The organism is Pseudomonas sp. URMO17WK12:I12, from assembly GCF_000514395.1.
Lineage (GTDB): Bacteria > Pseudomonadota > Gammaproteobacteria > Pseudomonadales > Pseudomonadaceae > Aquipseudomonas > Aquipseudomonas mucoides.
Genome location: NZ_AZVV01000006.1, coordinates 322,569 through 346,800 on the forward strand (window position 1 = coordinate 322,569; position 24,232 = coordinate 346,800).

Sequence of the window (24,232 nt, forward strand, 5' to 3'; positions counted from 1 at the left end):
AACAGAGCCGCTATGGTAGCAGAAAGCACCTCCTGCACCTGACCCATTGCTTTGCGCGCGCTTTACCCATTAAATCAACAAGTAACTTCTGCCGTGAACGGCTTGAAGTTCAGCAAAAAGCCCTTATTTTAAGTGAGCCCCGTTACAGCGCAGTGCATGCATCGTGGAATAACGCCACTTTCCTCACCATCGTTTCCGGGTAGAATGCTCGTTCGCATGCGGCCATGAGGGCTGCACGGGCGACTCACGGGGCCGCCCTCCATCCCTTTAGTGTGGAAGATCCTGCCGATATGTTTGCGCCTTTGTTAAAGAAACTTTTTGGAAGCAAGAACGAGCGTGAAGTCAAACGCATGCTCAAGACGGTGCAATTCGTCAATGCCTTCGAAGAGCAAATGGTGGCCCTTTCGGACGATCAATTGCGTGCCAAGACAGACGAGTTCAAGGCCCGCATCGCCAAAGGGGAATCCCTCGACAAGCTGTTGCCAGAAGCCTTTGCGGTCGCCCGCGAAGCCGGCAAGCGTGTCATGGGTATGCGCCACTTCGATGTCCAGCTGATCGGCGGCATGACCTTGCATGAAGGCATGATCGCGGAAATGCGTACCGGTGAAGGCAAGACCCTGGTGGCAACACTGGGCGTTTACCTCAACGCGCTGTCCGGCAAGGGCGTGCACGTTGTGACAGTGAACGACTACCTGGCCCGTCGTGACGCCAACTGGATGCGTCCGCTCTACGAATTCCTCGGCCTGACGGTCGGCGTGGTCACGCCGTTCCAGCCACCGGAAGAGAAACGTCTGGCTTACGCCGCTGACATTACCTACGGCACCAACAACGAATTCGGTTTCGATTACCTGCGCGACAACATGGCGTTCAGCATGGAAGAAAAATTCCAGCGCGAACTCAATTTTGCCGTGATCGACGAAGTCGACTCCATCCTCATCGACGAAGCCCGTACTCCACTGATCATTTCCGGTCAGGCCGAGGACAGCTCCAAGCTGTACATCGAGATCAACAAACTGATCCCGCGCCTGGAATTGCACGTCGAAGAAGTTGAAGGCGAAGTCACCAAGGCCGGCCACTACACCGTCGATGAGAAGACCCGTCAGGTTGAACTCAACGAAGCGGGCCATCAATTCGTAGAAGAATCGCTGACCTCCCTCGGCCTGCTGGCTGAAGGCGAGAGCCTGTACTCGGCCCACAACCTGGGCCTGCTGACCCACGTTTATGCCGGTCTGCGCGCGCACAAACTGTTCCACCGCAACGTCGAGTACATCGTGCAGGACGGTCAGGTTGTCCTGGTCGACGAACACACCGGTCGTACCATGCCGGGCCGTCGTTTGTCCGAAGGCCTGCACCAGGCCATCGAAGCCAAGGAAAACCTGAACATCCAGGCCGAAAGCCAGACCCTGGCATCGACCACGTTCCAGAACTACTTCCGCCTGTACAACAAGCTGTCCGGCATGACCGGTACGGCTGACACCGAGGCGTTCGAGTTCCATCAGATCTATGGCCTGCAGGTCATGGTCATTCCGCCGAACAAGCCGTTGGCCCGTAAGGACTACAACGACCTGGTGTTCCTGACGGCCGACGAGAAATACACGGCCATCGTGGCGGACATCAAGGAAAGCATGGCGGCGGGCCGTCCGGTGCTGGTGGGTACCGCGACCATCGAAACCTCCGAACACATGTCCCGCCTGCTGGTGGAACAAGGCATCGAACACAAGGTTCTGAACGCCAAGTTCCACGAAAAGGAAGCCGAGATCATTGCCCAGGCCGGTCGCCCAGGCGCACTGACCATCGCCACCAACATGGCCGGTCGTGGTACCGACATCCTGTTGGGCGGTAACTGGGAAGTGGAAGTGGCGTCCCTGGAAGATCCTACTCCGGAGCAGATTGCCCAGATCAAGGCCGACTGGCAGAAGCGTCACCAGCAAGTGCTCGAATCGGGCGGCTTGCAGGTCATTGCTTCCGAGCGTCACGAATCGCGCCGTATCGACAACCAGTTGCGTGGTCGTGCCGGTCGTCAGGGCGACGCCGGTTCCAGCCGCTTCTACCTGTCGCTGGAAGACAGTCTGATGCGCATCTTCGCCTCTGACCGAGTGAAGAACTTCATGAAGGCCCTGGGCATGCAGCCAGGCGAGGCGATCGAGCACCGTATGGTGACCAACGCCATCGAAAAGGCTCAGCGCAAGGTTGAAGGCCGTAACTTCGATATTCGTAAGCAACTGCTCGAGTTCGACGACGTCAACAACGAACAGCGTAAAGTGATTTATCACATGCGTAACACGTTGCTGGCCGCCGACAACATTGGCGAAACCATCGCTGATTTCCGTCAGGACGTGCTCAACTCTACCGTCAGCGCGCACATTCCACCGCAATCGCTGCCTGAGCAGTGGGACGTGGCCGGTCTGGAGGCTGCGTTGCAGAGCGACTTCGGTGTGGCGCTGCCGATCCAGCAATGGCTCGACGAAGACGATCACCTGTACGAAGAAACCCTGCGCGAGAAGCTGATGCAAGAGCTGATCGCGGCGTACAACGAGAAAGAAGACCAGGCGGGTGCCGAAGCGCTGCGCAGCTTCGAGAAACAAATCGTACTGCGCGTGCTCGACGACCTGTGGAAAGACCACCTGTCGACCATGGACCACCTGCGTCATGGCATCCACTTGCGTGGCTATGCCCAGAAGAACCCGAAGCAAGAGTACAAGCGCGAGTCGTTCACGCTGTTCTCCGAGCTGCTGGATTCGATCAAGCGCGACTCGATCCGTGTGCTGTCGCACGTTCAGGTTCGCCGCGAAGATCCGGAAGCCGAAGAGCAACGCCTGCGTCAGGAAGCCGAAGCACTGGCCGCACGCTTGCAGTTCCATCACGAAGAAGCACCGGGTCTCGAGCAAGTGGAACCGCTGGGGGAAGATATTGATGTCGCCCTCGCCGCAGCACCGGTTCGTAACGAGCAGAAGCTGGGCCGCAACGAACTGTGCTACTGCGGTTCGGGCAAGAAATTCAAGCATTGCCACGGGCAGATTCAGTAAAACCCGTTTCAAACGCTGAAATACCCGCGCCGCGACCGGCATCAGCCGTCGCGGCGTTTTGCCATTTAATACCGCCGTTCATCGCATGACGGTGATGACTACATTTTTTGAGGAGCGCATTCATGGCTGTTGGTCTTGGTCCTTTGCCAACGTTGCACCCGGTTGCCGGTTTTGAACTCGGTATCGCCTCGGCCGGCATCAAGCGCCCGGGGCGCAAGGATGTTGTGGTCATGCGCTGCGCCGAAGGTTCCACCGTCGCTGGCGTTTTCACCCTGAACGCCTTTTGCGCCGCCCCGGTGATCCTGGCCAAGCAACGCGTGCAAGGCCCGGTGCGTTACCTGTTGACCAACACCGGCAATGCCAACGCCGGCACTGGCGAACCTGGCCTGGCCGCCGCCGAGCGCACTTGCGCCAAACTGGCTGAGCTGACGGGCGTCGATGCCAGCCTGGTGCTGCCTTACTCCACCGGTGTGATTGGCGAGCCGCTGCCGGTCGAGAAAATCGAAGGCGCGCTGCAAGCAGCCCTTGACGACCTGTCGATCCACAACTGGGAAGCGGCCGCCACCGGCATCATGACCACCGACACCCTGCCCAAGGGGGCGAGCCGCCAGTTCCAGCATGACGGCGTGACCATCACCGTCACCGGCATCAGCAAAGGCGCGGGCATGATCCGTCCGAACATGGCGACCATGCTCGGCTACATCGCCACCGACGCCAAAGTCTCCCGCGATGTGCTGCAAAACCTGTTGTTGGACGGTGCCAACAAGTCGTTCAACCGCATCACCATCGACGGCGACACGTCGACCAACGACTGCTGCATGTTGATCGCCACCGGTCAGGCTGCACTGCCGGAAATCACCCGTGCCGAAGGCGAGTTGTTCGCCAAGTTGAAGCAGGCTGTTTTCGAAGTGTGCATGGACGTGGCCCAGGCCATCGTTCGCGACGGCGAAGGCGCGACCAAGTTTGTCACCGTTGAAGTCAACGGCGGCGGCAATCACCAGGAATGCCTGGACGTCGGCTACACCGTGGCGCACTCGCCGCTGATCAAGACGGCGTTGTTTGCTTCCGACCCGAACTGGGGCCGCATCCTGGCTGCCGTTGGCCGTGCCGGCGTGCCGAACCTGGACGTGAGCAAGATCGACGTGTTCCTCGGCGACGTGTGCATTGCCAGCCGTGGTGCGCGTGCCGCGACTTACACTGAAGCCCAGGGCGCTGCAGTGATGCAGCAGGAAGAGATCACCATCCGTATCGAGCTGGGTCGCGGCGATTGCAGCGAAACCATCTGGACCACCGACTTGTCCCACGAATACGTGAAGATCAACGCCGAGTACCGTACTTAAGATCGATTGACCGCCATCGCGGGCAAGCCCGCTCCCACAGGTTCAGTGGCGTACACAAAGGTTGTGTTCAACGCGTTCACTGCGGGGGCTGGCTTGCCCGCGATGACGGACGGCCAGACACCGAAGATTCCGGTCTGTACCCCTCATCAAAAAAGGTCCCGAACATGAGCCTCCACCTGATCATCGGCGACAAACTGCTTTCCTCCTGGTCCCTGCGCGGCGCACTGGCCCTCGAGCTGACCGGCGCGGCCTACACCGAAGAATTGATCAAACTGGGTCAACCCGACACCCGCGAACGCCTGCTCAAGCATTCGCCGACCGGCAAAGTCCCGCTGCTGAAAACCGAACACGGCACCATCGCCGATTCCCTGGCGATTGCCGAGTACCTGGCCGAGCAGTTCCCCAATGCCAGTCTCTGGCCAAAAGATACCGCCGCCCGAGCCCAGGCGCGTTCGGCTTGTGCGCAGATGCACGCGGGGTTCTTTGCCATGCGCGGCAACATGCCGTTCGACCTGAGCCGCAATGCGCCGCTGTCGCCGACGCCTGATGATGTTCAGGCCGATATCCAGCGCATGCTGGCGTTGTGGGCGGAATGCCGAACGGTGGCGACTGACATTGGTCCGTTCCTGTTCGGCGGCGCAACCCTGGCCGATGCGTTCTTCGCCCCGATTGCCGTACGCCTGCGCACCTATCAGGTGAAATTGCCGGCAGCGGACGAAGCCTATGTCGAAGCCATCTACCAATGGCCGGCGTTCAAGGCCTGGCAGAAGGCAGGTCTGGAGGAGGTCGGGCAGTGAAACGAGTTCATGTAGCCGCTGCCGTTATCCGTGATAACAGCGGCAAGATCCTTATCGCACGCCGTGCCGACACTCAGCACCAGGGCGGTTTGTGGGAGTTTCCCGGTGGCAAGGTCGAGGGCGACGAGTCCGTCGAAACCGCACTGAGTCGTGAGCTTCAGGAAGAGCTGGGCATTGTGGTCAGCGCCGCGCGACCGCTGATCAAAGTTCATCACGACTACCCGGACAAGCACGTGTTACTGGATGTCTGGGAGGTCTCGGCTTTTACCGGCGAACCCCACGGCGCCGAAGGTCAGCCGTTGGAATGGGTGTCACCACGCGACCTGCTGAACTACGAGTTCCCGGCGGCCAACCAGCCGATCGTCGCGGCTGCACGCTTGCCCGCGGAGTATCTGATTACCCCCGAAGATCTGGAAACCCCGGCCTTGCTGCGCGGCATTCAGAAAGCCATCGCCGGTGGGATCAAGTTGATCCAGCTACGGGCGCCCAACGGCTACGATCCAAAGTACCGCGACCTGGCGGTGGACGCAGCCGGGCTGTGTGCGGGCAAGGCGCAACTGATGATCAAGGGGCCGTTCGAATGGCTTGGTGATTTCCCGTCCGCCGGTTGGCACATCACCTCCGCCCAGTTGCGTAAATACGCAGCGGCCGGGCGACCACTGCCGGCGTCGCGCTGGTTGGCGGCGTCGTGTCATAACGCTGAAGAACTGGCGTTGGCCGAGCAAATGGGCGTGGACTTTGTGACCCTCTCGCCGGTGCAGAAGACCCAGACTCATCCGGATGCGCAGCCGTTGGGTTGGGATCAGGCTTCGGCGTTGATGACGGGCTTCAGCAAGCCAGTGTTCCTGTTGGGCGGTGTTGGCCCGGCAGAGCGGCAACAAGCCTGGGAAGCCGGGGCTCAGGGCGTGGCGGGGATTCGGGCGTTCTGGCCGGATTCTTTGGAGTAGCTGCCACCCCCATCGCGAGCAGGCGCCGGTTAAACCTGAGGTTTCACCGCCGCCTGCCACAAAATCTCCGCAACCCCCTGCCGCTTGGCAATCACCCGCGCCACCACAAACAACACATCCGACAACCGATTGATATACGCCAACCCAACCCCGGCCAACGGTTCAATCGCATTCAACTGCTGGCACCGCCGTTCCGCAGTGCGCGCCAGGCACCTGCACACATGCGCCTGAGCGATCAACGCTGAACCGCCGGGCAGTATGAAATTCTCCAGCGGTCCCAACTCTTCATTCCAGTGATCAATCGCCGCTTCCAGGCGTTCGATCTCCGCCGCGTCCAACGCCTGATACTCCGGCATCGCCAGCTCGCCACCCAAGTCGAACAAGCGGTGCTGGCAAGGCGCCAACACCTCGATCACCTCGTTCAACCCCGGATATGTGATGCGTTCTGCGGCCAACCCGGCCAACAGCACACCGACCTGGCTGTTCAGCGAGTCGACTTCGCCAATGGCCTCGATCCGCGGGTGATCCTTGGGCACCCGGCGACCATCGCCAAGCCCGGTTTCGCCTTTGTCGCCAGTGCGGGTGTAAATTTTCGACAAGCGAAAGCCCATGGGTTACCTCGATAGCTGATTGAGTTCTTGAGAGATGACTGGCGTGCCCGCCAAGGGCAGGCGCAAGGTGAAACAGGTGCCTTGGCCCGGCGTCGATTGCACTTCCATCTGGCCCTTGTGATTGTTGGTGATGATGAAATAGGAAACCGACAGGCCCAACCCCGTGCCCTGGCCGATTTCCTTAGTGGTGAAGAACGGCTCGAACGTGCGTTTGCGCACGTTTTCGCTCATGCCGATGCCGTTGTCCTCCACCTGGATTTCCGCCCAGGGCGGATTCAGTTTGGTGCGCAGAATGATCCGTCCCGGTTCGCGGTCATCTTCACGCTGGTGAATGGCCTGAGCCGCGTTTTTCAACAGGTTGAGCAGCACCTGCTCCAATTCGTTGGCCGTGCCGGGCACCGGGCCGAGGGCCGGATCGAACTGGCGAATGATTGCCTGGCCCTTGAAGTCGAAACCAATCGCCAGGTCGAAGTCGTTACCGGCGATTTCCACCGCTTGATCGATCAGCGCCGGCAGGTCGCACGGGGCCATTTGCCGGGTGCTGCGACGGCTGAAGCTGAGCATGTGCGTCACAATCTTCGCCGCCCGGGCGCCGGCTTGCTGAATGCCGTCGAGCAGTTGCGGGACTTCGCGCGCTTGCAGGTACCGGTTGACCGTTTCCAGCTCGATGCCGATGTGCTCGGCCTGCTCCAGGTTCTTCGGCAGGTCAGGTGACAGGCGTCGGCGAATGTTCTGCACGTTGTGCAGGATCGCGCCCAACGGGTTATTGATTTCGTGGGCCATGCCGGCGGCGAGGCCACCGACCGAGAGCATTTTCTCCGACTGCACCATCATTTCTTCCAGCGACAGGCGCTGAGTGATGTCGTCGATCCGAATCACCACGCCGCGCCCGGCGCCGCCCATCAGCGGGTAAAAGGTCAGGGCGTAATGCTTGGGCTCATCGTCCTTGAACCACGTTACCCGCTCGATCTTGGCCACGGTGTGCTGCTCGACGGTTTGCTTGAGCTGCGGCAGAAACGGCTTCAACGGTTCGAAGGCGAGGAAGATCGGCTGGTTCAGCGCTTCGTCCAGGCGCGTGCCGGACAGGGCGCTGGCCTCCTGATTCCACTGGGTCACGTAGAGCTGTTCGTCGAGGGCGATCAGCGCCGACGGCATAGAGTCGATGATGCTGTTGAGGTAATTCTGGAAACCGGTGAGCTTTTTCTCGATCTTGCTGCGCACCTGGACTTCGAGTTCCAGCTTGCGATTGGTATGGCGCGTTTCTTCGGCCAGGCCCTGGGCCTGGTCGTAAGCGGCCTGGGAGTCGTCCCGGGCCCGTTTGAGTTGCTGCTCACGGGCTTCGATCCGCGAGAGCATGGTGTTGAACGCCTCGGCGAGGCTGCCGATTTCGTCGTGGTTGCCACGGGAGGCTCGCAGCGCGTAGTTCTCTTCGCGGGTCACCTGCCGGGACAGCTCTTCGAGCTCATGGATGGGGCGGGTAATCAGCCGTTTGATTTGCCGGGCAATTACCAGCCACAACAACACGCTGAAGATCAGAATGCCCAGGCTGGCAGTCAGGGTTCCGGTGTAGAACGCCATTGGCAGCTCACTGCTGGCCACCAGCAACAAATGGCCAGGCTCAGTGCCGGGGCGGGGCAGGGTGATCAGTTGATTGCTGCGAAACTCGGTCGCTTGCCAAGCCTCTATGTGCTGATAGCGCCCCGGCAGGCTGAGTTTGTCGCCATGCTGCAACTGGGCCAGCCGTTCGCCCTTGCCGTCATAAATGGCGGCTGCACGCAGCGGCGAGTAACTGTTGAGTTCGTTGAGCAGGCGTTCGGCGTTTTGTGGCGTCTTCAGGGCGTCGGCCACCAGGCTCGGGTTCGACACCAGTCGGCCAATGGTCTGCAAGGCTTGGGGCGCCATGCTTTCCTGGGAGATGTAATACGCCGCGCTGATGAAGGTCAGGTTGGCAACCAGCAGGATGGTGATCAACAGCACCAGCAGGGCGGCCAGCAGCTTCTGGCCGACGGGAAGGTTTTCAAGGCGCTGGCGCAATGGCATCAGGTTCGTCGCTTAAATGGAACACGTGGCCAGCGTAGCCGCTGCTCAGTCGCTGGGCAATCCAAGGCTGTGCAGATGGCCGATCAGCCGCTGCTGTAATTGATGCAGGTGGGGCAGGTTCAGTTGATGACGCTCGGCCACTTTGCACACATGGCCCAGCAGGTAGGTGATTTCGGTGCGGCGCTGATTCGCGACGTCCTGGTACATCGAGGAGTAGTTGGCCGCCGTGGCCTGGATGACGCGCTCGACTTCCTGTTGCAGGTTTTCTGCCGCAGCGGGCTGACCACACCGTTCCAGCAACTCGGTCAATTCACCGCAGAGGGTCGCGACTTCGCACTGATGCGCCTGCAACCCGCCATTACGGCAGTTATGAAGGACTGTCAGGGGGTTGATCGCACAGTTAAGCGCCAGTTTTCGCCACAGCCGCGTGAGGATGTCGGTGCTCCATTCATGGGGGATTCCGGCAGCCACCAAGTCATCCAGCCAGATCGGCGCAACCGGATGGCCTGCATCCCCCAGCCAGGTGTAACCGTGGCCCGCGAACACCACACGCCAGTCGCCATCGCGAAACGCGCCTTCGGTACTCGATGCACTCACGCAACGGGCTTGCGGCACCTGCGCCGCCACGGCGTCCTGACTGCCGAGGCCGTTCTGCAGCAGGATCAGCTCGGCGTCGGGTGTCAGGCGTGGCGCCAGTTGTGCGACGGCTTTCTCGGCGTCGTAAGCCTTGCAGGCCACCAACAGGCGGCTGATCGGTTCGCGGCTGTCCGGTGTTTCGCCGGGGATATCATAGGTATTGGCTACGCCGTGCTCGACCAGCGTCAAACCGCCTGCGGCTTGATATGCCTGCAAGCGCTGCGCATCCCGAACGATCAGCCTGACCGGCAAATCGGCCCGCGCCAGACGTGTGGCCCACAACGTGCCGAGGCTGCCGGCGCCCAATACATGCCAAGTAGTCGACATCAGCTTTTTGCTCGGTTTGAGGCAGGCATGTGAGGCTCGCAGTATCGGTTGGAAAAGACCCGTTATAATGAGCCCGATTTTAACCGCAAGCCAAGCGCGCGCCATTGCAATCGAGCGCGCCTTTTTATTGGAGAGATTACATGCCGTCGTTCGACGTGGTATCCGAACTGGACAAACACGAAGTCACCAACGCGGTCGAAAACGCCGTCAAGGAACTCGATCGCCGTTATGACCTGAAGGGCAAGGGCACCTTCGAGTTCAAGGAAAAGGACCTGACCGTCAACCTGACCGCCGAGGCCGACTTCCAGCTCGAAGCGATGATCGAGATCCTCAAGCTGGCCCTGGTCAAGCGCAAAATCGACGTGCAGTGCCTTGAAGTCAAGGACGCCTACGCATCGGGCAAGCTGATGAAGCAGGAAGCGGTCCTCAAGGAAGGTATCGACAAGGAACTGGCGAAGAAAATCGTCGCTCACGTCAAAGACGCCAAGCTCAAGGTTCAGGCCGCTATTCAGGGCGAGCAAGTGCGCATTACCGGCAAGAAACGTGACGATTTGCAGGAAGCCATCGCGGCCTTGCGCGCCAAAACGTTCGATATGCCGCTGCAGTTCAACAACTTCCGCGACTGACCTTCAACTTGGGAACCTCTCGGCGTTTTCGGCGTCCGAGGCCCAACCAACGGCAGAAATGATTAAGTCCCCTGGGTTTGGTCGTTCTGCCGTTTATTTTTTTCGCGTGCCGGATAGCCGGAAATCAGGAGAAATTAGATGGATTTGAATACTGAAGTGGACAACCTGGTCAAGGCATCCCAAGCCTGGATTCCAATGATCATGGAGTACGGCAGCCGCGTGTTGCTGGCAGTGATCACCCTGGCCATCGGTTGGTGGCTGATCAACAAAGTGACGCAAAAGCTCGGTGGCCTGCTGGCCCTGCGTAACGCCGACCTGGCGCTGCAAGGTTTTATCAGCAGCCTGGCGAACATCATTCTCAAGGTTTTGCTGATTGTCAGCGTAGCGTCGATGATCGGTGTGGAAACCACCTCGTTCGTCGCGGCGATCGGTGCGGCGGGTCTGGCCATTGGTCTGGCCTTGCAAGGCAGTCTGGCCAACTTCGCCGGCGGTGTGTTGATTCTGTTGTTCCGCCCGTTTCGAATCGGTGACTGGATTGAAGCCCAAGGGGTTGCCGGTACTGTCGACAGTATTCAGATCTTCCACACCGTACTGCGCACCGGTGACAACAAAACCATCATCGTGCCTAACGGCAACTTGTCGAACGGCATCATTACCAATACCAACCGTCAACCCACCCGCAAAGTAGTGTTCGACGTAGGGGTGGATTACGAAGCGGACTTGCAGAAGGCTCGTGAAGTACTGCTGGAGTTGGCCAAAGATCCGCGTGTGTTGGCAGATCCGGCACCTCAGGCAGTGGTGTCTACTTTGGGTGACAGTTCGATCACTCTTTCGCTTCGGGTCTGGGTAAAGACGGCGGATTACTGGGAGGTGATGTTCATGTTCAACGAACAGTCCCGTGATCGCTTGAAAAATGCCGGTATTGATATTCCGTTTCCACAGCGGGTTATTCGCGTGGTTCAGGAATCTGCGGTGCAGTGATTGTTTTTTGATCATGTCTGACTCTTTGGTCAGGCATGTTTCTCACGGATTTGATCGTTTTAACGCTTAATTGATAGCCAACGAAAAAGGCCCATCCGAAGATGGGCCTTTTTTTGATTACCGCAAACTAACGTTCTGCAATTACAGAATGTTGAGTGGGTAGTCGGTGATCAGGCGGAACTCAGAGATATCGCCTTCGCCTTCGTCTGCGTTGGCGGTGTGCCATGCTTGACGGATGCGGAACGACAGATCTTTAGCCGGACCGGATTGAATAACGTATTTGGCTTCTACGTTGACTTCGTGGTGTTTGCCGTCTGCACCGTACAGACCAGCGTAAGCGCTGCCTGCTGGAGTGTTGGTGCCGTCGATGTCCCAACCTTTCACGTAACGGGTCATGAAGCTCAGACCAGGTACGCCGTATTCGGCCATTTTCAGGTCGTAACGGGCTTGTACCGACTTCTCGCCAGGGGCGTTGAAGTCAGAGTACTGGATGGAGTTGGCGAGGAAGATCGAGTCGCCACCGCGGTTGTTTTTACCCACACCGACGTAGTCGAACGGGGTATCGCCGTTCACTTTCTGGAAGCCCAGGGTCAGGGTGTGCGCTTTCAGGAACGAGAAAGCAGCCGCCAGGGAGTAGGCGTTGTTGCTGATTTCGCCTGCTTTAGCGTTACCGGTGTCCTTGGTGTTGTAGTAGTTGGCGTCGAAGTTCAACGACTCATCGCCACCCAGCGGGAGGGTATAGTTCGCGTTCGCGTAGTACTGGTTCCAGACGTCTTCGAGCTTGGCACCGTAGAGCGAGAAGCTCAGGTTGTCGTTGATGCCGTATTTGCCACCGAAGTAGTCGATGGAGTTGGCTTTCACGCCAGCGTAAGTAGCCCACAGGTCGCCGTCACGGGCGTTGCTGTCCTGGCTGGTTGCCGAAGTGAAGTGGCCGCCTTCGAGGTCAAGGTCTTTGACTTCGCTGCTCTGCAGTTGGATGCCGGTAGCAGTTTGGTGAAGGATACGGGAACCACCAACAGCGAACACTGGAGCAGTGCTTGGCTGCATGTCGCCGATTTTCAGCTCGGTCTTGGAGATGCGGAACTTGGCAGCAGCGCCGGCTTTGCCTTGGCTGTTGTTGACTTCGCCATCGCCGTCCACGGACATGTTGCCCGAACCTGCGTATTTGTCGGAACCGTCCAGCTTGATGGCCAGTTGGCCCCAAGCTTCAACGCCAACGCCGATCAGGCCTTGGGTGTAGCCAGAGCTGAAGTTGCCCTGAATGCCCTGGGTCCAGTCTTTGTCGTCGGTAGCGCCGTCTTTCTTGTTACGGTTGTAGTAGTAGTTACGAACCAGAATGTCGGCCTTCGCGTCTTCAACAAAACCTTTGGCTTCTGCCTGGTCGCTTACGAAAGGTGCGGCTACTGCCAACTGAGTACTGGCTGCTGCTGCAACTGCCAGTGCGATCATGCTCCACTTCATCACGCGCATCGTGATTTGCTCCTTTGGTTTTAGAAGAGTACTGCCGTCCCACCTGTTTTATTATCTGGGCGGCTCTTTCTTTTTGTGTCGGCGCAAACTTATATCACGCCGACCATGTTGGCGATACTTGCGTATCTAACCTTTCAGCTTCTTTACGACCCTGTCGCAAACAGCTTGGTAGATGTCGCAAATTTACAGCCTCAATGCAAGAGGACCGGCAACTTTAACGTTGTTTTCCGGGGCTTGAACATCGGTAAAAAGAGTCCTTGGTGAAACGTCTGAATCTCCATCGGGCAACCCTGCCGCTGTTTTTATTTGCCTTGAGGCCCCCACTTCCAGCAGAGACATCCAAGGCGATGTGGGTGTGAATGCAACAAGCGTGCACAAAACAGAATTTTGTTGCTGTTTTTTTCTGCCTGCTTGTCTATACCTGTAAAAACCTCATAAAACCGGGCGTTTCAAGCACGTTTTGTTCGGGCTTGACGCCAGGTTTGCATCGTGTTCCAGCCTCCGGCTCGGTGCCGTGACAACCAAAAACGTTACCGGTTCACCCCAAAAGTGAGTAGATGGCGGATGCTGACCGACTCAGCGTAGACGAGCTGTGCGCTTTTGGTGCAAAAAATTTGAATCACTGTGCTGAATTCATCCAGTGTTGTTATTTGTCTGAATCGAACACATCGTTGTTAATCAGTCATTTCGGCGGTTTTGGCCGGAGCGTTGGTCCTGTAATGGTGCGTTCTGGCAAAAAATGTCTCATGGCGGGGCGCGTGTCTGGCCGTGAAGAGAGACCCGTTCGCAGGTATGCTGCCGTCCTGTCGCTTGGCGCGCCGTCCCTCGGGAGGGGCGCTAAGCTGAAAAATGAGAACCAGGCGGGAGTGCGCACAGTGTTCGCTTTAGATCCACGGCTTCAACAAGACACGCTACCGATCGGGGATTTCCCGCTCTGCCGGTTGCTGTTGTCCAATGACTCGAATTACCCCTGGTTCATCCTGGTGCCTCGTCGCGACGATATCAGCGAGATATTTCAGTTGGGTGTCGCCGAGCAGCAACAGCTCTGGCAGGAGACAACCGCGCTGGCGGAAACGCTCAAGGATGCGTTCGACGCTGACAAGCTGAATATTGCGGCGCTGGGTAATGTCGTCAGCCAGTTGCACATGCATGTGATCGTGCGCAAACGCGAAGACGCCGCCTGGCCTGCGCCGGTCTGGGGCAAGGTGCCGGCCAAACCCTATGATGCAGGCCAGATCGCTGCGATTCGCGAGCGGCTGCGTTTGGTGTTAGCCGAAGACTTTACGTTTCTGGAGGGTTGAATCATGAGCCTGGAAGATCGCGTTACCGATCTGGAGAGTCAGTTGGCGTTTCAGGATGACACCATCCAGTCATTGAGTGATGTGCTGGCGACGCAGCAGCGAGCCGTTGAACGCCTGCAGCTGCAAATGGCAGCACTGCTCAAGCGCCAGGAAGAAATGGCCGGGCAGTTCGAAACCTTCGAAGAAGAAGCACCGCCGCCGCATTACTGACTTTTTTGATAAAGAAGCAGCCAATAAAAAACCGCGAACAGCTTGGCTGTTCGCGGTTTTTTTTAGCCTTTGAATCAGCGACGCGGCAGTGCGGCGATCACATCTTCGGCTTGCAGGCCTTTGTCACGGTTCATCACAGAGAATTCCACGCGCTGGCCTTCGACCAGAACGCGGTGACCCTCGCCACGAATAGCGCGGAAATGCACGAAAATATCATCGCCGGAATCACGGGAAATAAAGCCGAAGCCTTTGGAGGTGTTGAACCACTTGACGGTGCCGGTATCGCGGTTGCTCATGTCATAGCTTGGCGAGGCGGCGGCTGGTGACGATTTGTAGAAGCTGACGCCCAGGTGCAGTAACACGGCGGCCATGGCTGCGACCAGGCTGAACAGGACGGCAGGTTGACCGGCGATGACGGGCATCGGCGCGAGCAATGTCAGGATTTGCAGGAGGACGGCCAGTACCAGCAGAACGCTGACCAGGTTTTGCAGTTGGTGACGAGGGCCTTTGTTCCAGTAAGGGATAACAGGAGCAAGGGTGAGGTTCAGCAGGCCGAAAAAGGCCAGGTACAGTGCATCGGGTTGTTGCAGGTAAGGGACCGCTTCAGCTCGCAGGCTGGGGATGAAGGACAGCAGCAGGGCCGCTGCGCCCGTTAGCAGGTGGACGATTTTCAACATTTTGATTAACTCACGTTAAGACGGATCACGAGGAAGAGCTGATGGAATACGGTTCGCTTCGGAACAATAAGAGGCGTTGGGCACGTATTCGGTATCAGCCTATGCGCAGCCCCCGAAAAATAGGCGGTCGCGACACACTGTCTATTTAACAGCAAAGCCTGCAGCTACTCAAATCAGGCAGTCCGGCGGTGCCTGGGAGGTTGATTTGTCGCAGGTCGGTGCGTCATTCGGGGCGGTGGGGTGTTGGCAGGTTTGTTGTGCGCGGCTTTCTTCTATTAAGGACGAGGTCGCCGTGCCCGCCGCCGACCCTTTGCCGTTTTGCTTCTTAGAGTCTCTTTTGCGCGTGGTAAATCGCGCTTGATCATGTAGGAAAATGGCCGGCCTAGGACGGGCTCCATGATCCCCTGTCAACTGTTGGCTTATCCTACGTCGATGGTCATAAAGTCATCTGGATATCCCTTTGCGCCTGCGCTTTTATAAGGCAACACAACAGATGTAGCTCTTGATAGAAGGCAAGGAATGACAAAGGAGTGTCAGCGATATGGTTTACGAAGACAGGCCAGGCGAGGGGAGGGAGATCAGGGTTGATCCGTTCGTCAGTGAATTTGATATGGGATTGGCCCGGCCTTTATCCCGCTCTGTGCGTTTGAATGGTTTTGCGACCTGCTTGCGGCTTGAGCAGGTCTATTGGGATATTTTGGGCGATATGGCCAGGGTCAATTGCTGTTCGGTCAGTGCGCTGTTGTCCCATGTGGACCGCGAAGTGCATTTGCGTCACGGCGGGGTCAAGAACTTCACCGGGCTGGTGCGGGTTGTCTGCGTCGTGCGCAGCTTGAAGGAAGGGGGCTGCGTTGCGACACCTTAGTCGCAGAGCGGCGTAATGGACTGAGTGTCAGTCTGTGCAGTCTTACGGCTGCACAGGCTGCATTTAATGGATATAATCCCGCTCTTTGCCGCAAAACCCAGCGTGCGCGGTAGCAATCTGATCGCCGAGACAACCCCCATGCCGATGTACGACTATCAATGTGCTTCCTGTGGTCATCAGTTGGAAGCCATTCAAAAGATCAGCGCAGCACCGCTGGTCGACTGCCCTGCCTGCCAGGCGCCAGAGCTGAAAAAGATGCTGTCCATGCCAGGTTTCCGCCTCAGCGGCACCGGCTGGTACGAAACCGATTTCAAGACCGGCTCGAAGAAGAACCTGGCCGGCGGCGACAAAGCTGACTAGGGTCTAGGGCCTGAGTTGAACGACACGTGAGAGCGCTTGCACCATCAGGCACCTTTAACAAGGGCAGGATGGGCGGGACTCCAACCGAATTTCGAATTACGAGAAGTGAAACCACTACCATGATGCGCAGCCATTATTGCGGCCAACTGAACGAAAGCCTGGAAGGCCAGGAAATTACTCTTTGCGGTTGGGTTCACCGTCGCCGTGACCACGGTGGGGTGATTTTCCTCGATATCCGTGATCGTGACGGTCTGGCCCAGGTGGTGTTCGACCCGGACCGCGCTGAATCCTTCGCTGCCGCCGATCGCGTGCGCAGCGAGTACGTCGTGAAGATCACCGGCAAGGTTCGCCTGCGTCCGGCCGGTGCTACCAACGCCAACATGGCGTCGGGCATGATCGAAGTCCTCGGCTACGAACTGGAAGTGCTGAACGAGTCGGAAACCCCGCCGTTCCCGCTGAACGAGTTCTCCGATGTCGGCGAAGAAACCCGTCTGCGCTATCGCTTCCTTGACCTGCGTCGTCCGGAAATGGCCGAGAAGCTGCGTCTGCGTTCGCGCATGACCACCAGCATCCGTCGTTTCCTGGACGAGAACGGCTTCCTTGACGTCGAGACACCGATCCTGACCCGCGCGACCCCTGAAGGTGCTCGCGACTACCTGGTGCCGAGCCGTACTCACGCCGGTTCGTTCTTCGCCTTGCCGCAATCGCCACAGCTGTTCAAGCAACTGCTGATGGTGGCTGGCTTCGACCGTTACTACCAGATCGCCAAGTGCTTCCGCGACGAAGACTTGCGGGCTGATCGCCAGCCGGAATTCACCCAGATCGACATCGAGACCAGCTTCCTCGATGAAAACGAGATCATGGGCATCACCGAAAAAATGATCCGCAACCTGTTCAAGGAAGTGCTGGACCTGGAATTCGGCGACTTCCCGCACATGACCTTCGCAGAAGCCATGCGTCGTTACGGTTCCGACAAGCCGGACCTGCGTAACCCGCTGGAACTGGTTGACGTTGAAGATCAACTGAAAGAAGTCGACTTCAAGGTGTTCAGCGGCCCGGCCAACGACCCGAAATGCCGCATTGCCGCGTTGCGCGTTCCTGGCGCTGCGAGCATGCCGCGCAAGCAGATCGACGACTACACCAAGTTCGTCGGCATCTACGGTGCCAAGGGCCTGGCGTACATCAAGGTCAACGAGCGCGCCAAAGGCGTTGAAGGTCTGCAATCGCCGATCGTCAAGAACATCCCTGAAGCCAACCTCAATGTGATCCTCGATCGCGTTGGCGCGGTTGACGGCGACATCGTGTTCTTCGGTGCCGACAAAGCCAAGATCGTCAGCGAAGCCCTGGGCGCGCTGCGGATCAAGGTCGGTAACGATTTGAACCTGCTGACCTGCAAGTGGGCACCCATGTGGGTCGTCGATTTCCCGATGTTCGAAGAGAACGACGACGGCAGCTTCACCGCCTTGCACCACCCGTTCACCGCGCCGAAGTGCACTCCGGAAGAACTGGAAGCCAACCCGGCGACCGCTCTGTCCCGTGCCTACGACATGGTGCTGAACGGCACCGAGTTGGGTGGCGGTTCGATCCGTATCCACCGCAAGGAAATGCAGCAGACCGTATTCCGCCTGCTGGGCATCAACGAAGCGGAACAGGAAGAGAAGTTCGGCTTCCTGCTCGACGCCCTGAAGTACGGCGCGCCGCCACACGGTGGCCTGGCCTTCGGTCTGGACCGTCTGGTGATGCTGATGACTGGCGCCCAGTCGATCCGTGAAGTAATTGCCTTCCCGAAAACCCAGAGCGCGGCGGACGTCATGACTCAGGCACCGGGTCAGGTGGATGCCAAGGCATTGCGCGAACTGCACATTCGTCTGCGCGAAACGCCAAAGGCTGAGTAAGGCTGACCGCAAAGGCGCATCCTTTTGGGTGCGCCTTTTCTTTAAGTCGAGATTTTTTGGTTGCTGGCCGACACTGAGTGTGGCGGGCAATGTTTCAAAGAGAATTCGGAGCGAGTTATGGCGGGTCATTCCAAGTGGGCGAACATCAAGCACCGCAAAGAACGTCAGGATGCCAAGAAGGGCAAGATTTTCACCAAGTGGATTCGTGAACTGACCGTTGCTGCCCGACAGGGTGGCGGTGATCCGGGCTCCAACCCGCGCCTGCGTCTGGCGCTGGACAAGGCCCTTGGCGCGAACATGAGTCGCGACATCATTGACCGCGCCGTTGCGCGCGGTGCCGGCGCTGCCGACACCGACGACATGGTCGAGCTGAGTTACGAAGGCTACGGCCCGGGTGGCGTGGCGGTGATGGTCGAGTGCATGACCGATAACCGTAATCGCACCGCAGCGGCAGTCCGCCACGCGTTCAGCAAATGTGGCGGCAACCTCGGCACCGACGGTTCCGTGGCTTATCTGTTCGAGCGTAAAGGGCAGATTTCCTTCGCGCCAGGCGTTGATGAAGACGCGCTGATCGAAGCGGCGATGGAAGCCGACGCCGATGACGTGGTCACCCACGAAGACGGTTCCATTGATGTGTTCACCTCGTTCGCCGGGTTCTATTCCGTGCGCAATGCGCTGGAAGCGGCCGGGTTCAAAGGCGACGACGCTGAAATCGTCATGTTGCCGACCACCAGCGCCGAACTGGACCTGGAAGGCGCCGAGAAGGTGCTCAAGCTGATCGACATGCTTGAAGACCTGGATGATGTGCAGAACGTCTATTCCAACGCGGACATCCCGGAATCGGTAGCCGCGCAACTCGGTTAAGGGTGACTAAGATCAAAGGTGGGAGTCAGCTCCCACTGTTGGTGTTTGCTGTATTGAAGTGCTCTTACCTAACCCGCAGGCGTTATGACTTTAATTCTAGGTATCGACCCCGGTTCGCGTATTACCGGTTATGGCGTGGTGCGCGATACCGGGCGTGGCTGTGTGTATGTGGCCTCGGGCTGCATTCGTACCGGCTCGGGAGAATTGCATGAGCGTCTGCAAATCGTTTATCGCGGCGTGCGTGAAATCATCCAGACATACGGCCCGGTCACCATGGGCATCGAAAAAGTCTTCATGGCGCGCAATGCCGACTCTGCACTGAAGCTGGGTCAGGCGCGCGGCGCGGCCATCGTTGCCGGTGCCGAAGAAAGCCTGGAAATCGCCGAGTACACCGCGACCCAGGTCAAACAGGCAGTGACCGGCACCGGTGCGGCGAACAAAGAACAGGTGCAAATGATGGTCATGCACATGCTGAAATTGACCAGCAAACCGCAAATCGATGCTTCTGACGCCCTGGCCATCGCCATTTGCCATGCGCACACCCGTTCCAGTCTGCTGCCCCATGGCCTGGGGACGGCACGCAGTCGTGGCGGGCGCCTGCGTCTCTGATAGCATCAGCAATCATTTTTTATGGAATGAGGGTCTTCGTGTCTGTGTTGTCGACGCGAACCCTTGCTCTGTCGGTCGCCAGGCATTGATCTGGCCAACGCTCAAGGATCTGTAACGTGATTGGACGCTTGCGCGGCACACTGGCTGAAAAACAGCCACCGCACCTGATTCTGGATGTAAACGGTCTGGGGTATGAGCTGGAAGTGCCCATGACCACGCTGTATCGCTTGCCGTCGGTCGGTGAACCGCTGACCTTGCACACCCACTTGGTCGTACGCGAAGACGCGCAGTTACTCTATGGCTTCTTCGGCAAGCGTGAGCGAGACTTTTTTCGCGAGCTGATCCGTCTCAATGGTGTAGGGCCGAAATTGGCGCTGGCCTTGATGTCCAGTCTGGAAGTCGATGAGTTGGTCCGTTGCGTACAGTCCCAGGACACCTCGGCGCTGACCAAGGTGCCGGGCGTGGGCAAGAAGACGGCTGAACGTTTGCTGGTGGAACTCAAGGACCGCTTCAAGGCGTGGGAAACCGTACCTGCGATGTTCGCGCTGGTTCCCAACCAGCCGGGCGGGCCAGATGCGCCGGCGCCGATCGCCACCGCTGAAAACGATGCGGTCAGTGCGCTGATTTCCTTGGGCTACAAGCCGCAGGAGGCCAGCAAGGCGATTTCCGCGATCAAGGAGAAAGGCTTGAGCAGTGAAGACCTGATTCGTCGTGCCCTGAAGGGAATGATTTAAGTGATTGAAGCTGATCGTCTGATAGCCGCCACGCCAGGTCCCCGTGACCGCGAGGAAGTCCAGGACCGGGCGATTCGTCCTGTCAGTCTGGCCGAATACATCGGCCAGCCGACCGTTCGCGAGCAAATGGAGTTGTTCATCCAGGCCGCCCGTGGGCGCAACGAGTCGCTGGATCACACGCTGATCTTCGGTCCGCCGGGCCTGGGTAAAACCACTCTGGCGAACATCATCGCCCAGGAAATGGGCGTGTCGATCAAGAGCACATCGGGTCCTGTTCTGGAACGTCCGGGCGACCTGGCAGCGCTGTTGACCAACCTTGAACCCCACGACGTGCTGTTCATCGACGAAATCCATCGCCTGTCGCCGATTGTCGAAGAAGTGCTGTACCCGGCCATGGAAGATTTCCAGCTCGACATCATGATCGGCGAAGGGCCGGCCGCGCGTTCGATCAAGCTTGATTTGCCACCCTTTACCCTCGTCGGTGCAACGACCCGTGCGGGCATGTTGACCAACCCCTTGCGCGACCGCTTCGGTATCGTCCAGCGCCTGGAGTTCTACAGCACCGCGGACCTGGCGACGATTGTCAGCCGTTCGGCGAGCATCCTTGGTTTGCCGCTGGACCCGGAAGGTGCCTTCGAAATCGCCCGACGTGCCCGCGGTACGCCGCGGATCGCCAACCGGTTGTTGCGACGGGTGCGCGATTTCGCCGAGGTGCGCGCCAAGGGCCATATCACCAAGCCGATTGCCGACCTCGCGTTGAACCTGCTGGATGTCGACGAACGTGGTTTCGACCACCAGGACCGACGTCTGCTGTTGACCATGATCGAGAAGTTCGACGGCGGGCCGGTCGGAGTGGACAGCCTGGCCGCGGCCATCAGTGAAGAACGCCACACCATTGAAGACGTGCTGGAGCCGTACCTGATCCAGCAGGGCTACATCATGCGCACCCCGCGGGGGCGAGTGGTGACCCGGCATGCGTATTTGCACTTCGGTTTAAATATTCCGTCACGATTGGGCGAAATGCCCGTGGTAGACGAGTTCCTTGACGCCGTGGATGATTAATAATTTTTGCGCGCTGATATATTCGGCTTTTGTGCGGTCCGAGGACCGTGCTTTTTCGAAAAAGCCCGCAGATCAATGAAAAACAGTTGCCTGGCCGGATTGGCAACCTGAGGAGTAAGCACTAGAGTATGCGCGCGCAAAACGGGCTTGAGCCGTTCACACATCGTTGTCGCGTTTATTACGAGGACACCGATGCGGGCGGCATCGTGTATTACGTCAATTACCTCAAGTTTATGGAACGGGCTCGAACCGAGCGGCTCCGGGATCTGGGCTTTGCCCAATCGGCGCTGGCAGGGGAGGACCTGTTGTTTGTCGTGCATTCCAGCGAAGCGCGTTACCACGCGCCGGCGCGACTGGACGACGAGCTTCTGGTAAGCGCTGAAGTAATCGAATTGAACCGGGTCAGCCTGCGTTTCAAGCAGCAGGTCAGGCGGGCAACGGATAATGTGCTGCTCTGCGAAGGGCAGTTTTTGGTGGCCTGTGTGCGCACTAACAGTTTGAAACCCCGGGCCATTCCCGAAGCTCTACGTGCGGCCTTTGCCGACGTGAGCGGCGCGGGTACACACTCAAAGCAGGAGATAAAGCGTGGAAGCTAACGTCGTCGACCATTCCTCCATGTGGAGCCTGGTCAGCAATGCCAGTATCGTGGTGCAACTGGTAATGCTGATCCTGGTAGCCGCATCGGTGACCTCATGGATCATGATTTTTCAGCGCAGCAATTTGATTCGCGCCGGTCGACGTGCCCTGGAGAGCTTCGAAGAGCGCTTCTGGTCCGGTATCGACCTGTCCAAACTCTACCGTCAGGCCGGCAGCAACCCTGACCCGGATTCGGGCGTCGAGCAGATTTTTCGTGCCGGTTTCAAGGAATTCTCCCGTCTGCGCCAGCAGCCAGGCGTTGACCCGGAAGCGGTCATGGAAGGCGTGGCCCGTGCCATGCGCGTCGCCATTTCCCGCGAAGAAGAGAAGCTCGAGCAGAGCCTGCCATTCCTGGCCACCGTCGGCTCCGTGAGCCCGTACATCGGTCTGTTCGGTACGGTCTGGGGCATCATGAACTCCTTCCGTGGCCTGGCCTCGGCCCAGCAAGCGACCCTGGCCACTGTGGCTCCCGGTATCGCCGAAGCGCTGATCGCCACCGCGATCGGTCTGTTCGCTGCCATCCCGGCCGTTATTGCTTACAACCGCTTCTCTGCTCGCAGCGAAACCTTGCTGAGCCGTTACTACACCTTCGCCGATGAATTCCAGGCGATCCTGCACCGCAAAGTGCACACCAGCGAAGAATAAGCAGGTAATTTCCAATGGCTTTAATCGCTCGAGCTCGCAAAAAGCGCAAGCCGGTTGCCGAGATGAACGTAGTGCCTTACATCGACGTGATGCTGGTACTGCTGGTCATCTTCATGGTGACCGCGCCGATGCTCAATCAGGGCGTGAAAGTTGATCTGCCCAAGGTTTCCAGCGAAGCCTTGCCGCAGGACAACAACACCCAGGTCCTGACCATTTCGATCAAGGCTGACAAGACCTACTACTGGAACCTTGGCAGTGAAGTCGACACCGAAAAGCAGCAGGACAAGGCCATGACCTTGCCGCAGATGACTGACGCGGTGACCAAGATCATTCGTGCCGGCACTGAAGGTGGCAAGCGTACTCAGGTGTTCATCCGTGGCGACAAGACCGTTGATTACGGTTCGGTCATGGGCGCCATGGGCGGGTTGCAGAAGGCCGGAGTCGGTAACGTTGGCTTGATTACCGAGGCGCCCTGATGCAGCAACAACGAGAGCCAACAGCCTCGGAAAGCTACTTCTGGCCTAGTGTCTGGGCGATTGGCTTGCACGTGCTGGTGTTCGGCATGCTGTTTGTCAGTTTTGCCATGACGCCTGAGTTGCCGCCGGCCAAGCCGATTGTCCAGGCGACCCTGTACCAGCTGAAATCGAAAAGTCGGGCGACCACCCAGACCAATCAGAAGATTGCGGGTGAAGCGCAGAAATCTGCTGCGCGTCAAACTGAAGTCGAACAGATGGAACAGAAAAAGGTCGAGCAGGAAGCGGTGAAGGCTGCGGAACAAAAGAAAGAAGAAGCGGCTCAAAAGGCCGAGGAAGCCAAGAAGGCCGACGAGTCGAAGAAAGCGGATGAGGCGAAAAAGGCTGATGAAGCCAAGAAAGCCGATGAAGCGAAGAAGACCGCCGAAGCCAAAAAGGCAGAAGAGAAACAATTGGCTGATATAGCCAAGAAGAAAGCCGAAGAAGAAGCCAAGAAAGCAGCTGAAGAAGAGGCCAAGAAAGAGGCCGCTGAAGAAGCCAAGAAGAAAATCGTCGAAGACGCGAAGAAGAAAGCCGCCGAAGACGCCAAGAAGAAAGCTGAAGCTGAAGAGGCGAAGAAGAAAGTCGCCGAAGACGCGAAGAAGAAAGCTGCTGCCGATGCTGCGAAGAAGAAGTCGCAGGATGCGGCACGTAAATCGGTTGAAGACAAAAAGGCGCAGGCCTTGGCTGATTTGCTGTCCGACAAGCCGGAGCGTCAACAGGCGTTGGCGGATGAGCAGGGTGATGAGACCGCGGGCAACTTCGATGATCTGATTCGTTCGCGCGCTTCTGAAGGTTGGGCGCAGCCACCGTCGGCCCGCAAGGGCATGAAAGTGATTCTGCAAATCAACATGCTGCCTGACGGAACGATCTCCGGCGTATCGGTTGCTCATTCCAGTGGTGATGTGCCGTTCGACAGTTCAGCAGTAGCGGCGGTAAAAAATATTGGTCGTTTGACCGAAATGCAGGGTCTGAAGCCAGCTGATTTCGCACCCTATCGTTCATTCAAGATGACATTCACACCTGAGGATCTAGCCTTGTGAGAAACCTTCTTCGAGGAC

Annotated in this window: 25 protein-coding genes; 19 read left to right on the forward strand and 6 right to left on the reverse strand. The window is 58.2% G+C overall.

The annotated features are described in order from the left end of the window. Window positions 1–290 precede the first annotated feature (290 nt). Window positions 291–3,026 carry a preprotein translocase subunit SecA gene (gene secA / locus D882_RS0108985; RefSeq protein WP_027922923.1) on the forward strand — a complete coding sequence of 912 codons (2,736 nt, stop codon included), beginning with the start codon at window positions 291–293 and terminating at the stop codon, window positions 3,024–3,026. On the opposite strand, the gene D882_RS1000000132650 is transcribed toward secA, so the two are convergent. Further along, complete coding sequence (locus D882_RS1000000132650) at window positions 2,998–3,150, reverse strand: hypothetical protein (protein ID WP_155953712.1); 153 nt, start codon at window positions 3,148–3,150, stop codon at window positions 2,998–3,000. The genes secA and D882_RS1000000132650 overlap by 29 nt on opposite strands. On the opposite strand from D882_RS1000000132650, the gene argJ reads away from it, so the two are divergent. The 3 genes from argJ to D882_RS0109000 all read left to right on the forward strand — a co-directional run bounded on the left by argJ (window position 3,149) and on the right by D882_RS0109000 (window position 6,110). Further along, a complete protein-coding gene (argJ, locus tag D882_RS0108990; RefSeq protein WP_027922924.1) occupies window positions 3,149–4,366 on the forward strand; it encodes a bifunctional glutamate N-acetyltransferase/amino-acid acetyltransferase ArgJ in 1,218 nt (405 codons plus the stop codon). The genes D882_RS1000000132650 and argJ overlap by 2 nt on opposite strands. Window positions 4,367–4,530: 164 nt before the next feature. Next, window positions 4,531–5,163, forward strand: coding sequence for a glutathione S-transferase family protein (locus D882_RS0108995; protein ID WP_027922925.1), 633 nt, complete (start codon window positions 4,531–4,533; stop codon window positions 5,161–5,163). Continuing rightward, complete coding sequence (locus tag D882_RS0109000) at window positions 5,160–6,110, forward strand: Nudix family hydrolase (protein ID WP_027922926.1); 951 nt, start codon at window positions 5,160–5,162, stop codon at window positions 6,108–6,110. The genes D882_RS0108995 and D882_RS0109000 overlap by 4 nt, the downstream gene beginning before the upstream one ends. 29 nt (window positions 6,111–6,139) lie before the next feature. Here the strand turns inward: D882_RS0109000 and D882_RS0109005 are convergent, their stop codons facing one another. The 3 genes from D882_RS0109005 to D882_RS0109015 are packed head-to-tail and all read right to left on the reverse strand — an operon-like array spanning window position 6,140 to window position 9,724. Then, entirely contained in the window at window positions 6,140–6,721 is a 582-nt protein-coding gene (locus D882_RS0109005) for a cob(I)yrinic acid a,c-diamide adenosyltransferase (RefSeq protein ID WP_027922927.1), read from the reverse strand. A 3-nt stretch (window positions 6,722–6,724) separates the two neighbouring features. After that, window positions 6,725–8,761 carry an ATP-binding protein gene (locus tag D882_RS0109010; protein WP_027922928.1) on the reverse strand — a complete coding sequence of 679 codons (2,037 nt, stop codon included), beginning with the start codon at window positions 8,759–8,761 and terminating at the stop codon, window positions 6,725–6,727. Between the two features lie 45 nt (window positions 8,762–8,806). Continuing rightward, window positions 8,807–9,724 carry a putative 2-dehydropantoate 2-reductase gene (locus D882_RS0109015; protein WP_027922929.1) on the reverse strand — a complete coding sequence of 306 codons (918 nt, stop codon included), beginning with the start codon at window positions 9,722–9,724 and terminating at the stop codon, window positions 8,807–8,809. Between the two features lie 140 nt (window positions 9,725–9,864). On the opposite strand from D882_RS0109015, the gene D882_RS0109020 reads away from it, so the two are divergent. Together D882_RS0109020 and D882_RS0109025 are read left to right on the forward strand one after the other, a co-directional pair. Then, window positions 9,865–10,350, forward strand: coding sequence for a YajQ family cyclic di-GMP-binding protein (locus tag D882_RS0109020; protein ID WP_007906601.1), 486 nt, complete (start codon window positions 9,865–9,867; stop codon window positions 10,348–10,350). Between the two features lie 138 nt (window positions 10,351–10,488). Then, entirely contained in the window at window positions 10,489–11,331 is an 843-nt protein-coding gene (locus tag D882_RS0109025) for a mechanosensitive ion channel family protein (protein ID WP_027922930.1), read from the forward strand. A gap of 141 nt (window positions 11,332–11,472) precedes the next feature. On the opposite strand, the gene D882_RS0109030 is transcribed toward D882_RS0109025, so the two are convergent. Beyond that, window positions 11,473–12,801: an OprD family porin gene (locus D882_RS0109030; protein ID WP_027922931.1), complete on the reverse strand. Its 1,329-nt coding sequence runs from the start codon at window positions 12,799–12,801 to the stop codon at window positions 11,473–11,475. Between the two features lie 875 nt (window positions 12,802–13,676). On the opposite strand from D882_RS0109030, the gene D882_RS0109035 reads away from it, so the two are divergent. Together D882_RS0109035 and D882_RS0109040 are read left to right on the forward strand one after the other, a co-directional pair. Next, window positions 13,677–14,102, forward strand: a complete 426-nt coding sequence (locus tag D882_RS0109035) for an HIT domain-containing protein (RefSeq protein ID WP_027922932.1) — start codon at window positions 13,677–13,679, stop codon at window positions 14,100–14,102. Between the two features lie 3 nt (window positions 14,103–14,105). After that, on the forward strand, window positions 14,106–14,312 hold the full coding sequence (locus tag D882_RS0109040; RefSeq protein ID WP_010457497.1) for a SlyX family protein: 207 nt from the start codon (window positions 14,106–14,108) through the stop codon (window positions 14,310–14,312). 74 nt (window positions 14,313–14,386) lie between these two features. Here the strand turns inward: D882_RS0109040 and D882_RS1000000133340 are convergent, their stop codons facing one another. Beyond that, window positions 14,387–14,989, reverse strand: coding sequence for a cold-shock protein (locus tag D882_RS1000000133340; protein ID WP_027922933.1), 603 nt, complete (start codon window positions 14,987–14,989; stop codon window positions 14,387–14,389). Window positions 14,990–15,530: 541 nt separating this feature from the next. On the opposite strand from D882_RS1000000133340, the gene D882_RS0109050 reads away from it, so the two are divergent. The 11 genes from D882_RS0109050 (at window position 15,531) to tolA (ending at window position 24,214) form a co-directional block, all read left to right on the forward strand. Further along, window positions 15,531–15,854, forward strand: a complete 324-nt coding sequence (locus D882_RS0109050) for a ribbon-helix-helix domain-containing protein (protein ID WP_027922934.1) — start codon at window positions 15,531–15,533, stop codon at window positions 15,852–15,854. Between the two features lie 138 nt (window positions 15,855–15,992). Further along, entirely contained in the window at window positions 15,993–16,214 is a 222-nt protein-coding gene (locus D882_RS0109055; protein ID WP_010457489.1) for an FmdB family zinc ribbon protein, read from the forward strand. A gap of 119 nt (window positions 16,215–16,333) precedes the next feature. Beyond that, window positions 16,334–18,109 (forward strand): aspartate--tRNA ligase, encoded by a 1,776-nt coding sequence (gene aspS, locus D882_RS0109060; protein WP_027922935.1) that lies wholly within the window; start codon window positions 16,334–16,336, stop codon window positions 18,107–18,109. Between the two features lie 117 nt (window positions 18,110–18,226). Further along, the gene (locus tag D882_RS0109065; RefSeq protein WP_027922936.1) at window positions 18,227–18,973 is read left to right on the forward strand and encodes a YebC/PmpR family DNA-binding transcriptional regulator; all 747 of its coding nucleotides are present in this window, start codon (window positions 18,227–18,229) and stop codon (window positions 18,971–18,973) included. Between the two features lie 84 nt (window positions 18,974–19,057). Continuing rightward, on the forward strand, window positions 19,058–19,582 hold the full coding sequence (ruvC, locus tag D882_RS0109070; protein WP_007945844.1) for a crossover junction endodeoxyribonuclease RuvC: 525 nt from the start codon (window positions 19,058–19,060) through the stop codon (window positions 19,580–19,582). A 116-nt stretch (window positions 19,583–19,698) separates the two neighbouring features. Beyond that, window positions 19,699–20,316: a Holliday junction branch migration protein RuvA gene (gene ruvA, locus D882_RS0109075; protein ID WP_027922937.1), complete on the forward strand. Its 618-nt coding sequence runs from the start codon at window positions 19,699–19,701 to the stop codon at window positions 20,314–20,316. Continuing rightward, a complete protein-coding gene (gene ruvB / locus D882_RS0109080) occupies window positions 20,317–21,378 on the forward strand; it encodes a Holliday junction branch migration DNA helicase RuvB (RefSeq protein WP_027922938.1) in 1,062 nt (353 codons plus the stop codon). It begins immediately after the preceding gene. 128 nt (window positions 21,379–21,506) lie between these two features. Next, window positions 21,507–21,974, forward strand: coding sequence for a tol-pal system-associated acyl-CoA thioesterase (gene ybgC, locus D882_RS0109085; RefSeq protein WP_027922939.1), 468 nt, complete (start codon window positions 21,507–21,509; stop codon window positions 21,972–21,974). Next, window positions 21,964–22,659, forward strand: coding sequence for a protein TolQ (tolQ, locus tag D882_RS0109090; RefSeq protein ID WP_027922940.1), 696 nt, complete (start codon window positions 21,964–21,966; stop codon window positions 22,657–22,659). The genes ybgC and tolQ overlap by 11 nt, the downstream gene beginning before the upstream one ends. Before the next feature lie 23 nt (window positions 22,660–22,682). After that, on the forward strand, window positions 22,683–23,135 hold the full coding sequence (tolR, locus tag D882_RS0109095) for a protein TolR (RefSeq protein ID WP_161807482.1): 453 nt from the start codon (window positions 22,683–22,685) through the stop codon (window positions 23,133–23,135). Further along, complete coding sequence (tolA, locus tag D882_RS0109100) at window positions 23,135–24,214, forward strand: cell envelope integrity protein TolA (RefSeq protein ID WP_027922941.1); 1,080 nt, start codon at window positions 23,135–23,137, stop codon at window positions 24,212–24,214. The genes tolR and tolA overlap by 1 nt, the downstream gene beginning before the upstream one ends. The last annotated feature ends 18 nt before the right edge of the window (window positions 24,215–24,232 follow it).